This is a genomic window from Vibrio sp. 10N.247.311.47 (assembly GCF_041467535.1).
GTDB classification, from domain to species: Bacteria; Pseudomonadota; Gammaproteobacteria; order Enterobacterales; family Vibrionaceae; genus Vibrio; species Vibrio crassostreae_C.
The window spans coordinates 1-15,465 of the sequence record NZ_JBFSUR010000034.1 but is presented as its reverse complement, the minus strand read 5'-3'; the positions used below and the strand labels follow the sequence as shown (position 1 = coordinate 15,465).

Genomic DNA, 15,465 nt, shown 5'->3' with positions numbered 1-15,465 from the left:
GTATCGTCAAAAACCATAACACTAGCAATAAAGCTAATTAAACAGGATAAATAGTCATTTCGTCTGACCAACTAAAAAGGCAAATAAATTTGAACGGATGTCACATAACAATCATTTCATTGCGTACTTAAGTAAATACTAACTAGACTAAACACACATATCTGGTGGAAGCATTTCATCGATTTAGAAGGTTATATTGAGCATTTTCTCATCTGTAAAAGAGAAAAAAAGTGGGAATAAATTCCCACATAAACTTAGCCAATATAAATAGGATTTATTTTGGAACACTAAATTGGCTTAAAAGGGTGGTACTAAAGTACCAAAATGCAGAACACCACATCAAATAACGATTTGATATAAACACTATATATATTATGCATTTAATATCAAGATGGCACTTTTATAGGGATAACACCAAAAACTACTATGCAAAATATCTATACAATTGCCATTCTGATTACATCACCAGTTATATTAGTTATCTGACTAAAAATATGACTAAATAATGAAACAGGAAAAACAAAATAATTTTCATTTCAATGACTCAGCATCACTAAACTAATCAATATTAGTCACTGCTGTACAAAAAATCGACTTGAGGAGAATAGAAATGATTAAGTCCACTGTGCATATTCAAATTTCTACAACCTGAGATACATTTGCAAAAAAGGTCTGCCGAATAGGCAGACCTTTGTCTAATCTTCCATATAACGATTAGCGTTACGCTGCTAGTTTTGTGCCCTTGTCGTAAATAAGCAGTTGTCGTAATAAACTTGGCACTACGACCACTGCAGCGTTCACATCCTTATTTAATGTAAATGTAGATTCAACCAAAGTAGCATCGGCTCCAAGTGCATTGGCACCATGTAGTGACACCGTCACAGACCCACCTTCGATTGGATCAAGAGTCAGTTCATATTGCCAAACTCCGTTTTCACTAACCAGCACCTCAGCATCTGAAACTTTAACTCCCCCACTGTCTGTGACACTTAGGCTCAACTTATCACCTTCAGAAAAACGAACCGTAGTACCATCGAGAATCAATGTGGGTGACTCTGATTCGTTAACATCGTTACCGCTGTTGATCGCAGAGATGCTAATAGTTGGCGTAATCGGCAGCGAATGTGTGCTGTCTTGCGCCCCCACGTTACCCAATAAGTCTTGGTAATCTTTCACCACCAAATCCACCGTCAAATCAGACGACGTCGCGACTAATACATCGACATTGCCCGTCCACACGCTGGCGTCCGCACTCTGCGTCAGCGAGATGACCGTACCACCTAACTCGGCACTGGCCGCTTGCAGCGCTTTATCGAACTTAAGACTGACCGATACGCTCTGACCTATCGCTTGGTGTTTTGGGTTAAACGTCACGCTCGTTAACGTCGGTACCGCTTGCGCGAGCGTAAAGCTTGCGCTTTCGCTTACTTGCACGCCTGCAGCGTTGGTGCCCGTCACAATAACGGTGTAGCTGCCGTTCGGTTGATCGCTGATGTCCACCGTACTGCTCCAAGCCCCACCGCTTGCTACGGTCGTAACGCCATTTTTCAATACCGTCTCATTGTCTTGCGCTTTCACTGCCAGGCGAAGCTCTTGACCATCAAAACGGGTCGAGGTGCCTGAGAAGGCCAAGTTCGCGGCATTGCTGCCGTCCACACTGCCCACCGGTGTGATGTCCAACGTTGGCGTGATAGGCAGCGAGTGTGTGCTGTCTTGCATGCCCACATTACCCACTAGGTCTTTGTATTGCTCTGTAATCAAAGCCACTGTTAATTCATTAGTATCAGGTACTCGAACGTTACCCTTCCAAACTTTCTTATCAGCCGTAGCAGTTAGTGAGTTGATTTGATTACCACCAAGCATGGCCGTTACTTCTTGTAATTCCTTATCAAATTCAAGGGCTACTTGTACATCTTTGCCTACTTGCTGATGCATTGGATCAAATGTCACGCTAGACAGGGTTGGTAACACACCCTCAATCCCCAAAACCAAACTATCCCCTGTACCGGGGATAGTATTTACGCTTTCGTAACTATTATCACCGACTCGTATGGTTATGTTTTTGTTCTGTTTTTCAGGCGTTATGTAATTGACCGACCAAGTTATATTGTCTGTTGTACTCCATGATGCTTGCTTCAACTCGCCTGTATCATTGCCATCACTTGCTAAAATCTCTACATCTGAAAATTCAAATTGATTAACCTCTTCAGTGAAGGTAAACAAAAGTGGAATTTCAACGCCACCAGCCAAAGGCATTGATGCTGCCGTTGATATTGTTAGCTCTGGAATACTTGCTGCTTCAACTTTTGTATTTAGTGACTTCTCGGTCTGGTGTTCAACTAAATCGTCTGCCGTTACATTTATTAGATAATCGCCAGGAGATAAAAGATAACGTATCAAGTAAGGGTCACCGTCTTTGGTCGGTTCTTCAATTGATTGTGGGTTTACCGGGGCATCGGTACCGTTTTCCGAAGTAGAACCAACACTGCTTAGATTTTTATCGAAGACGTATGCTCTTACATCCAAATAATATAGCCCTTCCTCTGGAATCATCGAATCCTGAGTACTGGTGATACTTGAAATGACCGGTGCTTGGTAATCAACAATGGATGCGATGCCTTCAGCATCGTAAGTCTTGTTGAGCACATTAAAGTCAATAATAACTCGCCCGATAGAATCGGTTACGGTTACTTTTTGCATATACTCAGCTTGAGCATCGATATCAAAAGTCATCGTATCTGAAGCTGTTGAAGAGGCTATTTTCCCAGAAAACTTAATCGTGTTACCTGAAACTGGAACCAAATCTATAGCATAGGAAGCAGCCTTTACATCCTCTCCCTCTTCAGAGGTAATGGTGAACGCTTGGCTATCATTAGTAAAAGCAAGCTTACCCCCTTGTAAACTCGTTATTCCATCAAAAGCCAAATCAATAGTTGGTATCCTAATGTCAATATCAATCGTCTTATTTTGAGTCCAACCTACATTGTCAGTTGCTTCGACATTGACTCGTATCGAATTCAACTCTTCTAACTCAGTTTTTGGAAGATCAAAATAAAGGTGTGAATTGTCGCCAATGTCATCTTTATCAAATACATATTTAGGATTAACTATTGTGTACTTAACCTTTGCTATACCGCTACCTTCATCCCACACAGAAAACTGAAATCTAACTAAGCTAGAATCATCCGGAGATTCATTGAGGGATACAGTGTCGTCAACATTTGGTAGGCTATTATCGACCATTACGCTGACTTCATCGCTTATAGACTCTCCCCATACATCAATAATTTGAATTTTAGGCTTGATAAATTGACCATCTAGTTTGTCATCTAATGGCGCGGTAAACGTCGAGCAAGAATAGTCATCCTCACACTTAGTGAAAGGGCCAAAGTTCTCTGGGTTGTCATTCAAATTATATGACGCACCATCTAGAGTTGCGACGACATTTTCAAGATCAGAATTTTGTCCAACCTTCACCTTGAATTTCATTTCAAGGGTCTCACCTCGAATAATAGTATCTTCAGCAGGGCTGGTAATAGCGATTTCTAAATCGCCTTGGGCTGGAAGCAATAATTCTAACGCATGATCCGAACCTAAGTTTCCGGCGACATCAGACAAGTTCTTAATCGTGTATAAGTGCTGTAACGCCCCCGGAGAGAGGATATCGGCATACAACTCTCTATACGTACATGTCGTTATACCCAATTTAGAGCTACAACTATTTGGTTCAAAAGACACATTTAATCGATTTCTTACCAATAACGGTTCGTTACCATCACTAATATCCACACCAGAAAGATTGTCTTTGAAGCTCAATGTTAAGCTCAGAACTTTCTTACCTTCGGCGTTCAAACCAACGTCATTGCCAGTAAATTGATATGTGTCTTGTTCAACCGTAGGGGCATCGATATCCATCATATTAAAGCTGAATTTATTGACTGTTTCAGTATCATTCGTTCCTACTGTTTTCGTTATCAAAACCACAGGTGAAACAGACATATTCACATCAGTTGTAATGCTACACTTATAATTTTCTTGAGGATTAGTTATAACACCTGAATAAGCATTGTTCGAACCATCTTCCGGCACACCGTCTGAGGTGTAATTCTCTCTAACCCAACATTCTAATGTTTTTGCTTTTACCTCACCCGCAGGGCCAAATTCAACATTAAGGGTACTTCCCGATATATGACTTTGGAAGTCAGTCGGTTTTACGATTGACAGAGCAACACCTTGACGTTGCACATTGATACTTTCTGACCGTTCGGAAACAGGCCTTTCTTGTTCAGAGCTATAGCGAACGTTATTATATACTTTGAATTCCAACTGATAGGCACCATCTTCCGTTAGATCTGCCTCTGTCAACCTAGCTTCCCAAAGGCCACCTTTCTGAAAAAATGAGATATTGTTGGTTTGTTCCCCATATTTATAAGTACCTTCAACTAGCGGGATCCCGCTCTCATCTTCAGCATCAATACTTATAATTACAGGTTCAACACGAGTAATTTGTATCTGGCCACCAGAAGAAACTGGCGTGCCATCTTCATATGTGAAAGTAACCGAGTTAATAGTGGGCTTTGAGTTTTGAACTTTAACCACATAATCTATGCTTGTCGTATTCCCTCTAATGTCGGAACCACCTAATCTGATAGTGCGAATCGCACTATCACCATCGTTTTCACCTCTTAAAGGAATCTTCATATCTTCACCAACTAAGGTGCTTGCATCAGAGGGGTTTTCTTTGAAAGTCCAATACTCTAATGTTTCATTGTTAACACCGTCTGATGATGGTGTTCCCCTATCATTTAAATCTTGGGCTGAAAGATTGAATACATAATCACCAAGATAGAAACTTTCCGGATCAAACGCATTTAACTTTAGTGATGGGCCTTCACGATCTAGCAGAACAGTTCTAATTTCTGTTTCAGATTCAAACCCATATTCGTCTAGGGCTTTGAGGTACAGGTTAGCCTTTCTGTCTTCGCCAATCACTATAGTGTCACTTTGCGTTTCTGTAATTTCGATATCAAAGGGCTGCGTTGGATCTTTGGGGTCAATTGAACGTATTGCAGCGTTTTGACCTTGTTGCCAAAGTTCAACCTTAGATACATCAGAGTCGTCAGATACTGATGTAAGCTTTACAGTAAATGCGGTACCAAGAACATAGCTTTCACCTGAATTAGTGTCTAAAACCCAAGGGTCAGCTAATTCAATTACTGGTCCCTTGTTGTCGACCAAGAATTCAAATTCACCACTGTGTGTTCCCGATGGAAAAGAACTGTCTGTTGCTGTTACGTAGAAGAAGTTTTTCTCATTATATTTAAATGCCTCCGCAACTAGTCTCACCTCTACGTTAGGCTGCATGCCTAATAGATACGGCTCAGTACTCTCTTCAGGTTCTGTTTCGTAATGTTGCAAAGTGAAACGCCTGCCAGACTCTGACTTCATATCGACTTCAACCAAACTCCCTGGACTCAAGCTCCAAGTAATATCAGGTACCCAGCTAGTATTACCACCTAAGTGGTTAATAATTTTAGATCCGTTTACTACCGGACCTTTTGAATCAAGTAATACACTAAATTGAGGGGCATTGGTCGTCTGGCGGTTAACTATATTAGACAGATTGTCTTCAGCATTAACATACACCACCCAATTACCATCTTCTGGACTAATAATATTACCTTGACTGCTACATTTGTCTCCGGAGCATAGTTTTACCTTAAAATGATCCTCTGTATTACTTGAAAAATGTGAGTTAGCGTCATAATCATTAGTAACACCGGTTGCCGAGTTGTAGAAAGTGAGCCCTCGCTCGTCCAATTTGTCTCCTACAATATCGTCAATGTTGAAAGTGAGTTCTTGAACATAATTGGTGTTCAAATAGACATTTTCGTCAATCGGATCACCATTACCATCGCTCGGGGGAATATAAGTCGCTAAAGGATAATCATTATCCACATACAAAGTTTCCGTATGTGGTTCCTCTCCATTGTAACCATAGCTATTTCCATGCTCATCCATTGCACTGGTCACAAGTGCAAACTCGACAATCCCTTTGAGATTTGAAGACTCGGTATTAAGGGTAAATAAATACTCTTTTTTATAATTATCACCACCTGACTCTCGAATATTCAGATCAATTGGGATTTCCGTATTCGGTTCAGTTTTCTTATACCACACTGTAACAAATAATGGCTGACTGCCTTCTTCCACGACAATGCCTGACGGATCTTCCAAAATAATCCGTGAATCTAAAACACCAGCAACGTACCGTTTATTTCCAACCCATGTTTCTCGGCCATTTTCGATACTTAGCGAAGGTTGAGGCGGTGATTTATCAATACTTTCGCCATCACCGTCTATAATCTGTTCGCCATCGAGGCTTGGGTTCGCCATTGATATCTGATCGGCGTATCGCTGAGCTAGGTTAGCTGCTACACCATACTTTTCAGTCATAATGTTATAGTATGATTGCGCTAAGTCATTACGGTAAGACTTTGAGCTAAATTCATATGAATCTAGAACTATTTTTTCACCCCCACTACCAATACCGTTAGCTTGGCCATCGTACTGCAAGTCATCATAGATAGCGGAAGCAAAATCAACAGAGTTACTTAGTAGCATGTTGTTTATTTGGGTAATGTCATAAATCGCTTCTACTAAAAACCGATGAATATAATTATTAGGCAGTTTTTCCGGAATAGCACCTTTCAATATTTCATTCGTTGCATACGAAACGATCGTTGGGTCGAAACCAAAGAATGAATCGCTTCCACCAGCGAGAGCATATTGTACGTCGTCTAAAATTCGTGCGGCATTCTCTGGAGTCTTGTTTCCAGCTTCAACTTGATTCCATTGAGAGTCAAACAGTCCGGTTTGGTATGTTGCTAGCTCGGTAATATAAAAAGTCTTAGAACCATTAAGTTTAAAGTAGGCACCTATATTCGCGCTATTTAGGTTCACTTGTTCTGATTGTGTACCTGGATCACTCTCCCACTTGTAGTAATACGGTTGCGTATTACCATCAATACCGATTAACCGCACTCGCATAAAGTCGTAGTTAACTACATCAGTTGTTGTTTCACATCCAGCAACATCGAGTGCTTTATTTGTTCCATCACTTTCTAAGTGCTGAATCGTGGTACATCTTCCTAGCGAGGTAAACTCTCCCTTCGAGTTTAATCCCTCCAATTGCACACTAGCCCCGATAAATGGAGTAACGATCGTCATTGTCGGCAAGTCGAAGCTACTACGAAAATAAACTTCTTGCTCAGCACTTTCATTTTCAGACTCGTCAATAGTTTGAATCACTAGTTTTTGACTGCTGTTCTCGGACGTCGAAGCGAAGTTGTCACCAAGTATTTCTTTTACAAAAGGAACATAATAGATAACCTCATTTACGTGTCCTTCAGTATCAGAGATAGTTTCGTGGGGTATGTTAGCGGCAGAGGCTACGGTATCGGTTACCTTCTGAAGCACGTAGTTATTATCATTGTTTGCGCTTACTAAATACTTAACAACTAGCTTAAGTTTGTCGGCACTAGATCCTAACCCCATATCCCCGTTGCCATCTGAGACTCTGACACGAACATATGGAATTTTGTTATCTTTGAGGTCGTTGACATTAAAGTCACTAAAATCGACATCGGGAATTGAGTTTAAAATCCCCTTGCTCGCGTAAATGTAATCAATCTTCAAATAATCACGAGTGGATTGAACCGTTTCTGATGTGTAGGTGTCTTGCGTATAAACATCTTCTTTAGTTACGCGTTCCCCATCAACACTAACGTTGACATAATTCATTGGAGCATTCTCTGGGTAGCTAATCACTTGCGCCGGCGCTTGATCATCACGAACGACTTCGTGAACTTCCTTACCAATATTCCCGTTGCTATCGGTGGCTTTAATTTCAAATGTTGTTATCGATACGAATTCATCGGATGAATATCCCTTACTGAATTCACAGGCACTGCCTGACTCTAAAGTTATATGACCACAAGAAACGCTATCATCTAAACCGCCTTTAAATGAAACCGTTACCGAATCAATCTCTTGCGAGTCTTCTTTTACAGTGCCTTTAAGCACATACTCTTTTGCACTGTTGTTTATAGAACTAGCCGAGGTTACTTCAATTACCGGCGCATTGTTGTCCCATTCAAAGTTTACATAATGGCCAACATCTCGCCCTTGAACTAATTCGTTACCTAAGACGTCAGTCGTATAAAAAACCAAACGTGCCGCAGTTACATTTGAGAGTCCCGTATCCGAATCAACTTCTACCGCGTCAATGGCTTTTGTGTCTACACTTACTTTAATACTTGTTTCTCTAAGACCAGATTCAAAGCCGTCGAATTCCAAGAAACAAAACTCACTACCCGCAGTTTGTTCATCGTCACACTGACTCTCGAGAGACCAGACACCGTCCAGTTGGTATTCAAGGTACGCTGAGACACCTTGAACACCAATTTCATCATTGAGCTTAATATCCACTTTATCGAGGCTTACCAATACATCACTGTCTGTTCTAGACACTGTAGGCGCTTCGGTATCAATTTCGGTTTCGTCGCGAGGTGGGATCACACCGCCAGTACCGCTATTGGTGCCTTGGTCATTAATCTTACGGCTAAACTCAACATAGTCGTCTGCGTCTGTTCCTGAAATATTTAAGTTAGGATCATTGACGACAATTAGAACATGCTGTGCCAAATCGTGAGTGTAAATATCACTAGAGACTTTTTGTTGACCGAAGGTTAAAGGGGTTACCCCTCCCGACACAGTACTTATTTCCAGCCCATCAAGAAGACCATCGGCAATGACATCTCGATATTGGATATCAGCCAAATGCATCGATGTGTAAATATTACTCTGAGTATCACCGTATTTTTGAATTAGGTCGTACGAATAAGAAGAATAAGCGGTTAACAAAGCACCATATTGGTGACCGGATGTAGCAAAACTACTTTGACCACCTTTAGTAATGTCTATCGGAGTAGTTTCATTGACATCGAAACCATACATATCGTTAATGCTATTTAGTGATTCCGATATAGCAGTAGAGTCTGACACTCCCCTGCCTACTTTGTATTGAGTTAAGCCTGAAACGATGTTCGTCAAAGGGGTCAGCATTAAGTTTTGATCACGCCCTTCTTTGTAATTGAGCATGGCTTCTAAACGCAGTGTTTTGCCGTTACTGACAGACACTGTATTTTTCGTTAAGGGATCGGTATAACTGCCTTCTTTAGCTACGATGAAAAGTGGCATCGATGAAGATTCAAATTCAACCTTGTAGTCACCAAAAGCATCGGAAGTCGTACTTGCTAACTTCCTACCTAGGTTTCCATCCTTGTATTCAAACACCTCAATTTTCGCACCGCTCACAGGAGCGTCAAAAACGTTACCTGAGATGCTTCCGGTATTCCTTGCTGGCGGGGTGTTATCACCTCCGCCTTCCCCACCGCCACATGCGCTTAAGATAAGCGACGTAACAATAAGACCTAATGTTGATTTCAACGTATTTTTAGTGAACATAGTTTTCTGGCAGAGTATATTTTTCCGCGATTATATTATCGTCTAAGATTTTCTCAACATGACATAATAACTACTTATAAAGTACAGTTTAGCTAAATCAAAAGGTGAAATGTTTGTTTTTTATCTCTCTAAAAACACACCCTATACCTTTAGCTAGTCATTACGAAGGAATGAACTAAAATAACATGCAAAAAAAACAAATAAATATTATGATCTAATTCTTATTTTTATCCATTAACCGAATTTTATTGATAATTTATGTATTTGAAAATAAATAGCCATTTAAGTCGCCGTACCCTTTCCTTTGGCCTTTTGATGGTTTTTTTGATCGTTTCAACAGCCATATCGCTAAGCTACAATCATTCAAATACTTATAAAAAACAGGCACCTAAAATAGCCAAGTCCAAAAGCATTCATATTCCAACCCCAGCTCCGACATCTGAAATGGTTTCAGGGGTTGTGAAATACTCTTTTGTCAGTTCTATACTATCCTCTGGTTTGACGAACAATGAATTAAAATCACTATTGAGTCTATTAGGTGATAATTTTGACATTATTAAATCAGTTAACAACGGTGATAAGTTTTCAATAAAAACCCAACATGATGGTACAAAAAAAGAATATGTCAGTGCTTTTTACTATTTAGGTAGTGATATAGAATTTTTTGCTATGAGAGGGGCGGATGATAATATCTATAACGAAAATGGATATAAAATAAACAATGACTATGTATTCCCTCTTGCTAAGCATTATCGAGTGAGTTCATCATTCGATTTAAACAGGAAACACCCTATAACGAATCGAATTGCACCTCATTTTGGAACGGATTACGCGACACCAATAGGTACAAAGGTTCATTCATTGTCAGATGGCATCGTTTTGAAGTCCCGGTATAACCGTTTTGCTGGTAACTATCTAACCATAAAACACGCTGATGGAAACTACGCTCGCTACCTTCATCTTTCAGAAAGACATGTCTTAGCTGGGGAATACATCACTAAAGGTCAGATAATCGGTCTTACTGGGAATTCAGGCCGAACAACTGGACCTCACTTGCATTTAGAGCTTTCGGTTACTGGAGTACCAGTTAACTTCGAACAATATATCAACGCAGACAAAAGCTACAACGACCAATTTATATACATTGCTCAAGCTGAACGTAAGCAGCTAATAAAAAGCCTAGCTCAATCTGTACAATCAAACCAACCTCCAACATAGAGTTCCCCTAGTAATATTCGATTTGCCTTTGAGGCAAACCAAGCAAATACTCGCATTATTTATCTCTGAATAGGAGACTCAGATAACGCGTTGTCTCACTAACTCATTTCAAGTTGTTAGCATTTGAATCAAAGGCTTAGCCGCATAAGTACTGCGTTCTAAATTGTAACTTAATAGTCAATTTCAATTGAACTCCCAAGAATCTTTGCGCAAATGTCTTTTTCTGTAGTTCTTCTAGGCGATATAGCGCTTTACACGCCCTATCGAACCCTTACAATGTGCAGCAAATATATTTATCAAGGTTTATCTCTATGTCTATTCAATGGTTTCCGGGTCACATGCATAAAGCCCGCAAAGAAATCGAAGAAGTTATCCCACAAGTTGATGTGATCATCGAAGTACTGGACGCTCGTATCCCGTTCAGTAGTGAAAACCCAATGATCTCTTCACTGCGCGGCGATAAGCCTTGTGTAAAAGTGCTGAACAAGCGTGACCTTGCAGATCCTGAACTGACTCAACGTTGGATTGAGCACTTCGAGAAGGAGCAAGGCGTTAAAGCGATTGCGATTACGACTAGCGTAAAAGAAGAAGTTAACCACGTTATGGAGCTGGTACGTAAACTGGCACCGCACCGTGAACAGATGGGCAAAAACATTCGTACAATGATCATGGGCATCCCGAACGTGGGTAAATCGACCATCATCAACTGCTTGGCTGGACGTACGATTGCGGTTACTGGTAACCAACCTGCGGTAACTCGTCGCCAACAACGTATCAATCTGCAAAATGGCGTGATCCTTTCAGATACTCCAGGAATCCTTTGGCCTAAAGTAGAAAACCCACACAGTGGCTTCCGCTTGGCTGCAACAGGTGCTGTAAAAGATACAGCAATGGAATACGATGAAGTGGCATTCTACACAGTAGAATACCTAGCAAAGCAGTACCCTAACCTTTTGCAAGAGCGTTACCAAATTGAAGAGCTGCCAGAGTCTGACATCGAATTGATGGAAGCAATTGGTCGTAAGCGTGGTGCACTTCGTGCCGGTGGTCATATCGACATTCACAAATGTTCAGAAATCCTGCTTCACGAATTGCGTAATGGCACTTTAGGTAAGGTAACGCTTGAGTTGCCAGAAATGATCACACAAGAGCTGATCGAAGTTGAAGAAGCGGCTGCGCTGAAAGCGGAACAACAGATTAAGAAAAAAGAAGAGCGTCGTAAGCGTTACCTGAAGAACAAGCGTTAATCGCGATTAGTTTTTATAATCTGCTTTAATTTCTGTTTACCACTCTTACACCAGCCTCTAGATATTCACGCTCTATCGATAATAGAGCGTGAATATTGCCCGCTACCGTTTGTTGATCTAGCTAACATACTGACAAATCTATAGAAATGGTCGTTTACAATCCCAAAGACTGTGACATACTACGCAAATTATTGTGTATCAATCTCGGCTAATTTCTCAATGCGCTCTTATTCTGGGTTCAAGAATCAAAGATTTAAAACCTATTTCGATAATGAAATTTATTTGCCGTACATAAATTTCATCTACATCCCTATCTCAATATTCTGTGCTTTTATCGTCACCGACTACATCCACTTTGGTAGCGAGTGCATTACGCCTATCATTTTCCGAGTCATACTTTTTTTATTGATGATGGCCGCCGCCAGATACTGTATTACAAACAAACCCAACGTTTTGGAACTCGTAGAAAGTGCCTTCCTTGTAATTAGCTCACTTTTCTTGGTCTATGTCGGTCGACTAGCCATCGAGCTGAACAACTTCGATTACCAAGGTGGCATCATTTTAGTGATGATCTACATTGGTACGTTTTCAAGATTGTCAGCCAGATACAGTATATCTACGCTGTCGTTTATCTTTTTGGCTTATCTCATCGGCCTTGCGCCACTGCTTTATGAAGCGGAGCCAGAGCATGAAATAGAAACAATTTCCGTTTATATCTCGGCTTACATCCTAATCTCAGCGGCCTGTGTTAGACGTGACCTGGAAGTACACAAACGTTTCGCTCAATCCGAGCAACTCCGCAAACAAGCGATTCAGCTTCGCAAGCAATCTAATATGTTCGAGGCCCTTTCCTATCAAGACGCACTAACGGGCTGCTACAACCGCCTTTATCTTCATCAGGTGATAGAACCGAGCATAGACCGTCAGCGATCCATTACATCGCTCATGATAGATATTGATCATTTCAAATCGATTAACGACACCTACGGCCATCAAATGGGTGACATGGTGATTAAAGAACTGGCCGATGAGATTCAAAAACGACTACCGACTAGCAGTAACTGCTTTCGATACGGCGGTGAAGAGTTTTTGGTGCTGGTCCAAGGAGAAACCGAGGCTTCAATTGAATCGCTGGTTAATGCCCTTTTAGAATCCCCTACTCGCCTTAGATTAGAAGTAACAATTTCAATCGGTGTGAAACATGCCCCTCAAGCCCTTGGTTCTGTCGAGCAGCTTATCGACGACGCTGACCAAGCACTCTACATTTCGAAAAAAGGCGGTAGGAATAAGATCACATGGTGTGATTAATCGCCCAATATTTCACGCATCTTTGCGAATCATTAAAACGACCACTAATTCAATCAAAAAAGCCCCGAGCAACTTAATACTCGGGGCTTTTGTCTTTGTTCTTCTGCTTTAAAATAGCTTCGTTAAGAACCTGCTACTCAGCAAAAAACAGTATTCAACAAGAATCGACTAAGAATACACAACGCTCGCTGTTTTCTGTTCAAGTTCAACGGGAGAGCTCCAAGAAATCACTTTTTCATTCACTTGGCTGCCACATGGTGCGTTCCAAACTTGCTCTAGTTCTTCTTTGCCACCAATCGCCTGATAAAAAGCAATCGCTTGGTGGTTCTCAGACATCACCTCTAGGTAAAGCCCTGAGTCAGAATAGTATTGCTGCAACCACTTCGACAATTCAGACAACAGACGCTTGCCTACACCTCGTCCACGATAATTATTATCTACATGTAACGCATCGATGAACGTACCACGCTCAAAGTTGTGATTACCGAACGCGCAGACAAAACCAACCAGTAAACCGCCTTCCTCAAGCAATAAAACATGTTGGTTGAAAGGAGGATTAATCAAACGAGTCTGCCAAATAACAGATCTGTCCTCCAAAACATCATGTTCTAGGTAATCATCAGCAAGAATGCCACGGTAATATAGCTTCCAGCTATCCGCGTGTAATTGGGCAATCCGCTCATAATCTTTATATTCAGCTACCTTAATTTCCATTTATTAGCCCTTAGTACTTCCATTTATGACTTGCTACTACATTTCACACTACCTTTATACAATATTTAAGCAAAACATACTAATACACGTTTACACTTTCAATATTGACTTACACGTGTACGCTGATATTCTAGCGCACAGATGTAAGCCCAATGGAAATTTGCTAATGAATAGTGCCGACAAACAATCTACAAAAAAGCCGCCATTAATCTGGCTCAATATTTTTGTGTTCTCTTTTAGTATGCTGCTTGCTGTTGTAGCGGCTCCCGTTTATGGCTACTTTTTTGGCTATGGCATGGAGCACTGGATATGGCTAGCAATCTGCTTTACGTTCTGTAACCTTTCAATCACGACAGGTTATCACCGCTTATGGTCACATAAAGCGTTTGAAGCGCATTCAAGCCTAAGATTCCTGTTTGCATTAGGTGGTGCATTTGCCCTGCAGAACAGCGCGCTACACTGGTCTTCTGATCACCGTGTTCACCACAAGCATGTCGATAACAACGACAAAGACCCATACTCTGCAAAACGTGGATTTTGGTACTCACACATTGGCTGGATGATTCGTAATTACAGCACCTCAATGTACGAAAACTACGAAAACTGCCGTGACCTTAAAAAAGATAAGATTGTTATGTGGCAGCACAAGCACTATGTTCTGTTAGCATTACTAATGAATTTCGGTGTTCCTATCGCTTTAGGCGTGATTTACGGTGACGTGATTGGCATGTTGTTAATCGTAGGTGCAGTTCGTTTGGTACTTAACCACCACACAACATTCTTTATTAACTCTCTTGCTCACATCTGGGGTAGCCAACCTTTTACTGACAAAAACACAGCGCGTGATAACGGTGTGTTAGCAGTACTCACTTTCGGCGAAGGCTACCACAACTTCCACCACATCTTTGAGAACGACTACCGTAACGGCATCTACTGGTGGCAATACGATCCAACAAAATGGTTGATTAAGAGTGCTTCGTTGATGGGACTGGCAAGTAAGCTTAAGAAAACCCCTCAAGCTCGTATTGAGAAAGCTGAAGCGTCAATGTTACTTAAACGCACCCAGCAAAAAATCATGCATCGTGCCGACAAGCAACAAATCGCAGAGAAGCTTCAACAAGAGTTTGATGCTCTAGTATCAAACATGAACGAATATTACGAAGTTAAAAAACAGCTACTTGAAAGCAAGCGCGAAGACGTTGTGAAGAAGTACGAACACTCTGTTCTTAAGGTTCGTTATCAGCAAATCAAAATGAATTTCGAACAACAGAAGAAAAATTGGGCGATGACAGTGGAACAATATGCTTAAAGCAAAAAAATACGCTTAACACACCAATAACAACACAGTTTGATTCTTATTCTGAAGCCCTTATATTGCTATGAGGGCTTTTTTAAGGTTCATCGCGGCTTTCCGGGGAAAGCCGCTTTTATCTTCAAGAAGAAGTAGTCG

6 protein-coding genes are annotated in these 15,465 nt (G+C 41.0%); 4 read left to right on the top strand and 2 right to left on the bottom strand.

What is annotated here, in order from left to right; translation table 11 throughout:
* Positions 1-720: 720 nt before the first annotated feature.
* Positions 721-9,528: a tandem large repeat gene (locus AB6E51_RS19505; RefSeq protein ID WP_372058382.1), complete on the bottom strand. Its 8,808-nt coding sequence runs from the start codon at positions 9,526-9,528 to the stop codon at positions 721-723.
* A 258-nt stretch (positions 9,529-9,786) separates the two neighbouring features.
* On the opposite strand from AB6E51_RS19505, the gene AB6E51_RS19500 reads away from it, so the two are divergent.
* From AB6E51_RS19500 to AB6E51_RS19490, 3 genes are all read left to right on the top strand, one after another.
* On the top strand, positions 9,787-10,746 hold the full coding sequence (locus tag AB6E51_RS19500) for a peptidoglycan DD-metalloendopeptidase family protein (RefSeq protein ID WP_372058383.1): 960 nt from the start codon (positions 9,787-9,789) through the stop codon (positions 10,744-10,746).
* A gap of 311 nt (positions 10,747-11,057) precedes the next feature.
* Complete coding sequence (ylqF, locus tag AB6E51_RS19495) at positions 11,058-11,993, top strand: ribosome biogenesis GTPase YlqF (RefSeq protein WP_029405588.1); 936 nt, start codon at positions 11,058-11,060, stop codon at positions 11,991-11,993.
* Positions 11,994-12,275: 282 nt separating this feature from the next.
* Positions 12,276-13,301, top strand: a complete 1,026-nt coding sequence (locus AB6E51_RS19490) for a GGDEF domain-containing protein (RefSeq protein ID WP_017070587.1) — start codon at positions 12,276-12,278, stop codon at positions 13,299-13,301.
* A gap of 168 nt (positions 13,302-13,469) precedes the next feature.
* On the opposite strand, the gene AB6E51_RS19485 is transcribed toward AB6E51_RS19490, so the two are convergent.
* Positions 13,470-14,015 carry an N-acetyltransferase gene (locus AB6E51_RS19485; protein ID WP_017062600.1) on the bottom strand — a complete coding sequence of 182 codons (546 nt, stop codon included), beginning with the start codon at positions 14,013-14,015 and terminating at the stop codon, positions 13,470-13,472.
* Positions 14,016-14,181: 166 nt separating this feature from the next.
* Between AB6E51_RS19485 and AB6E51_RS19480 the strand changes: the two genes are divergently transcribed.
* Positions 14,182-15,324 (top strand): fatty acid desaturase, encoded by a 1,143-nt coding sequence (locus tag AB6E51_RS19480; protein WP_017062601.1) that lies wholly within the window; start codon positions 14,182-14,184, stop codon positions 15,322-15,324.
* The last annotated feature ends 141 nt before the right edge of the window (positions 15,325-15,465 follow it).

Coding starts and splice junctions, on each gene's coding strand:
- AB6E51_RS19500 (WP_372058383.1), top strand. CDS start 9,787: ATGTATTTGAAAATAAATAGCCATTTAAGTCGCCGTACCCTTTCCTTT.
- AB6E51_RS19480 (WP_017062601.1), top strand. CDS start 14,182: ATGAATAGTGCCGACAAACAATCTACAAAAAAGCCGCCATTAATCTGG.
- AB6E51_RS19505 (WP_372058382.1), bottom strand. CDS start 9,528: ATGTTCACTAAAAATACGTTGAAATCAACATTAGGTCTTATTGTTACG.
- ylqF (WP_029405588.1), top strand. CDS start 11,058: ATGTCTATTCAATGGTTTCCGGGTCACATGCATAAAGCCCGCAAAGAA.
- AB6E51_RS19485 (WP_017062600.1), bottom strand. CDS start 14,015: ATGGAAATTAAGGTAGCTGAATATAAAGATTATGAGCGGATTGCCCAA.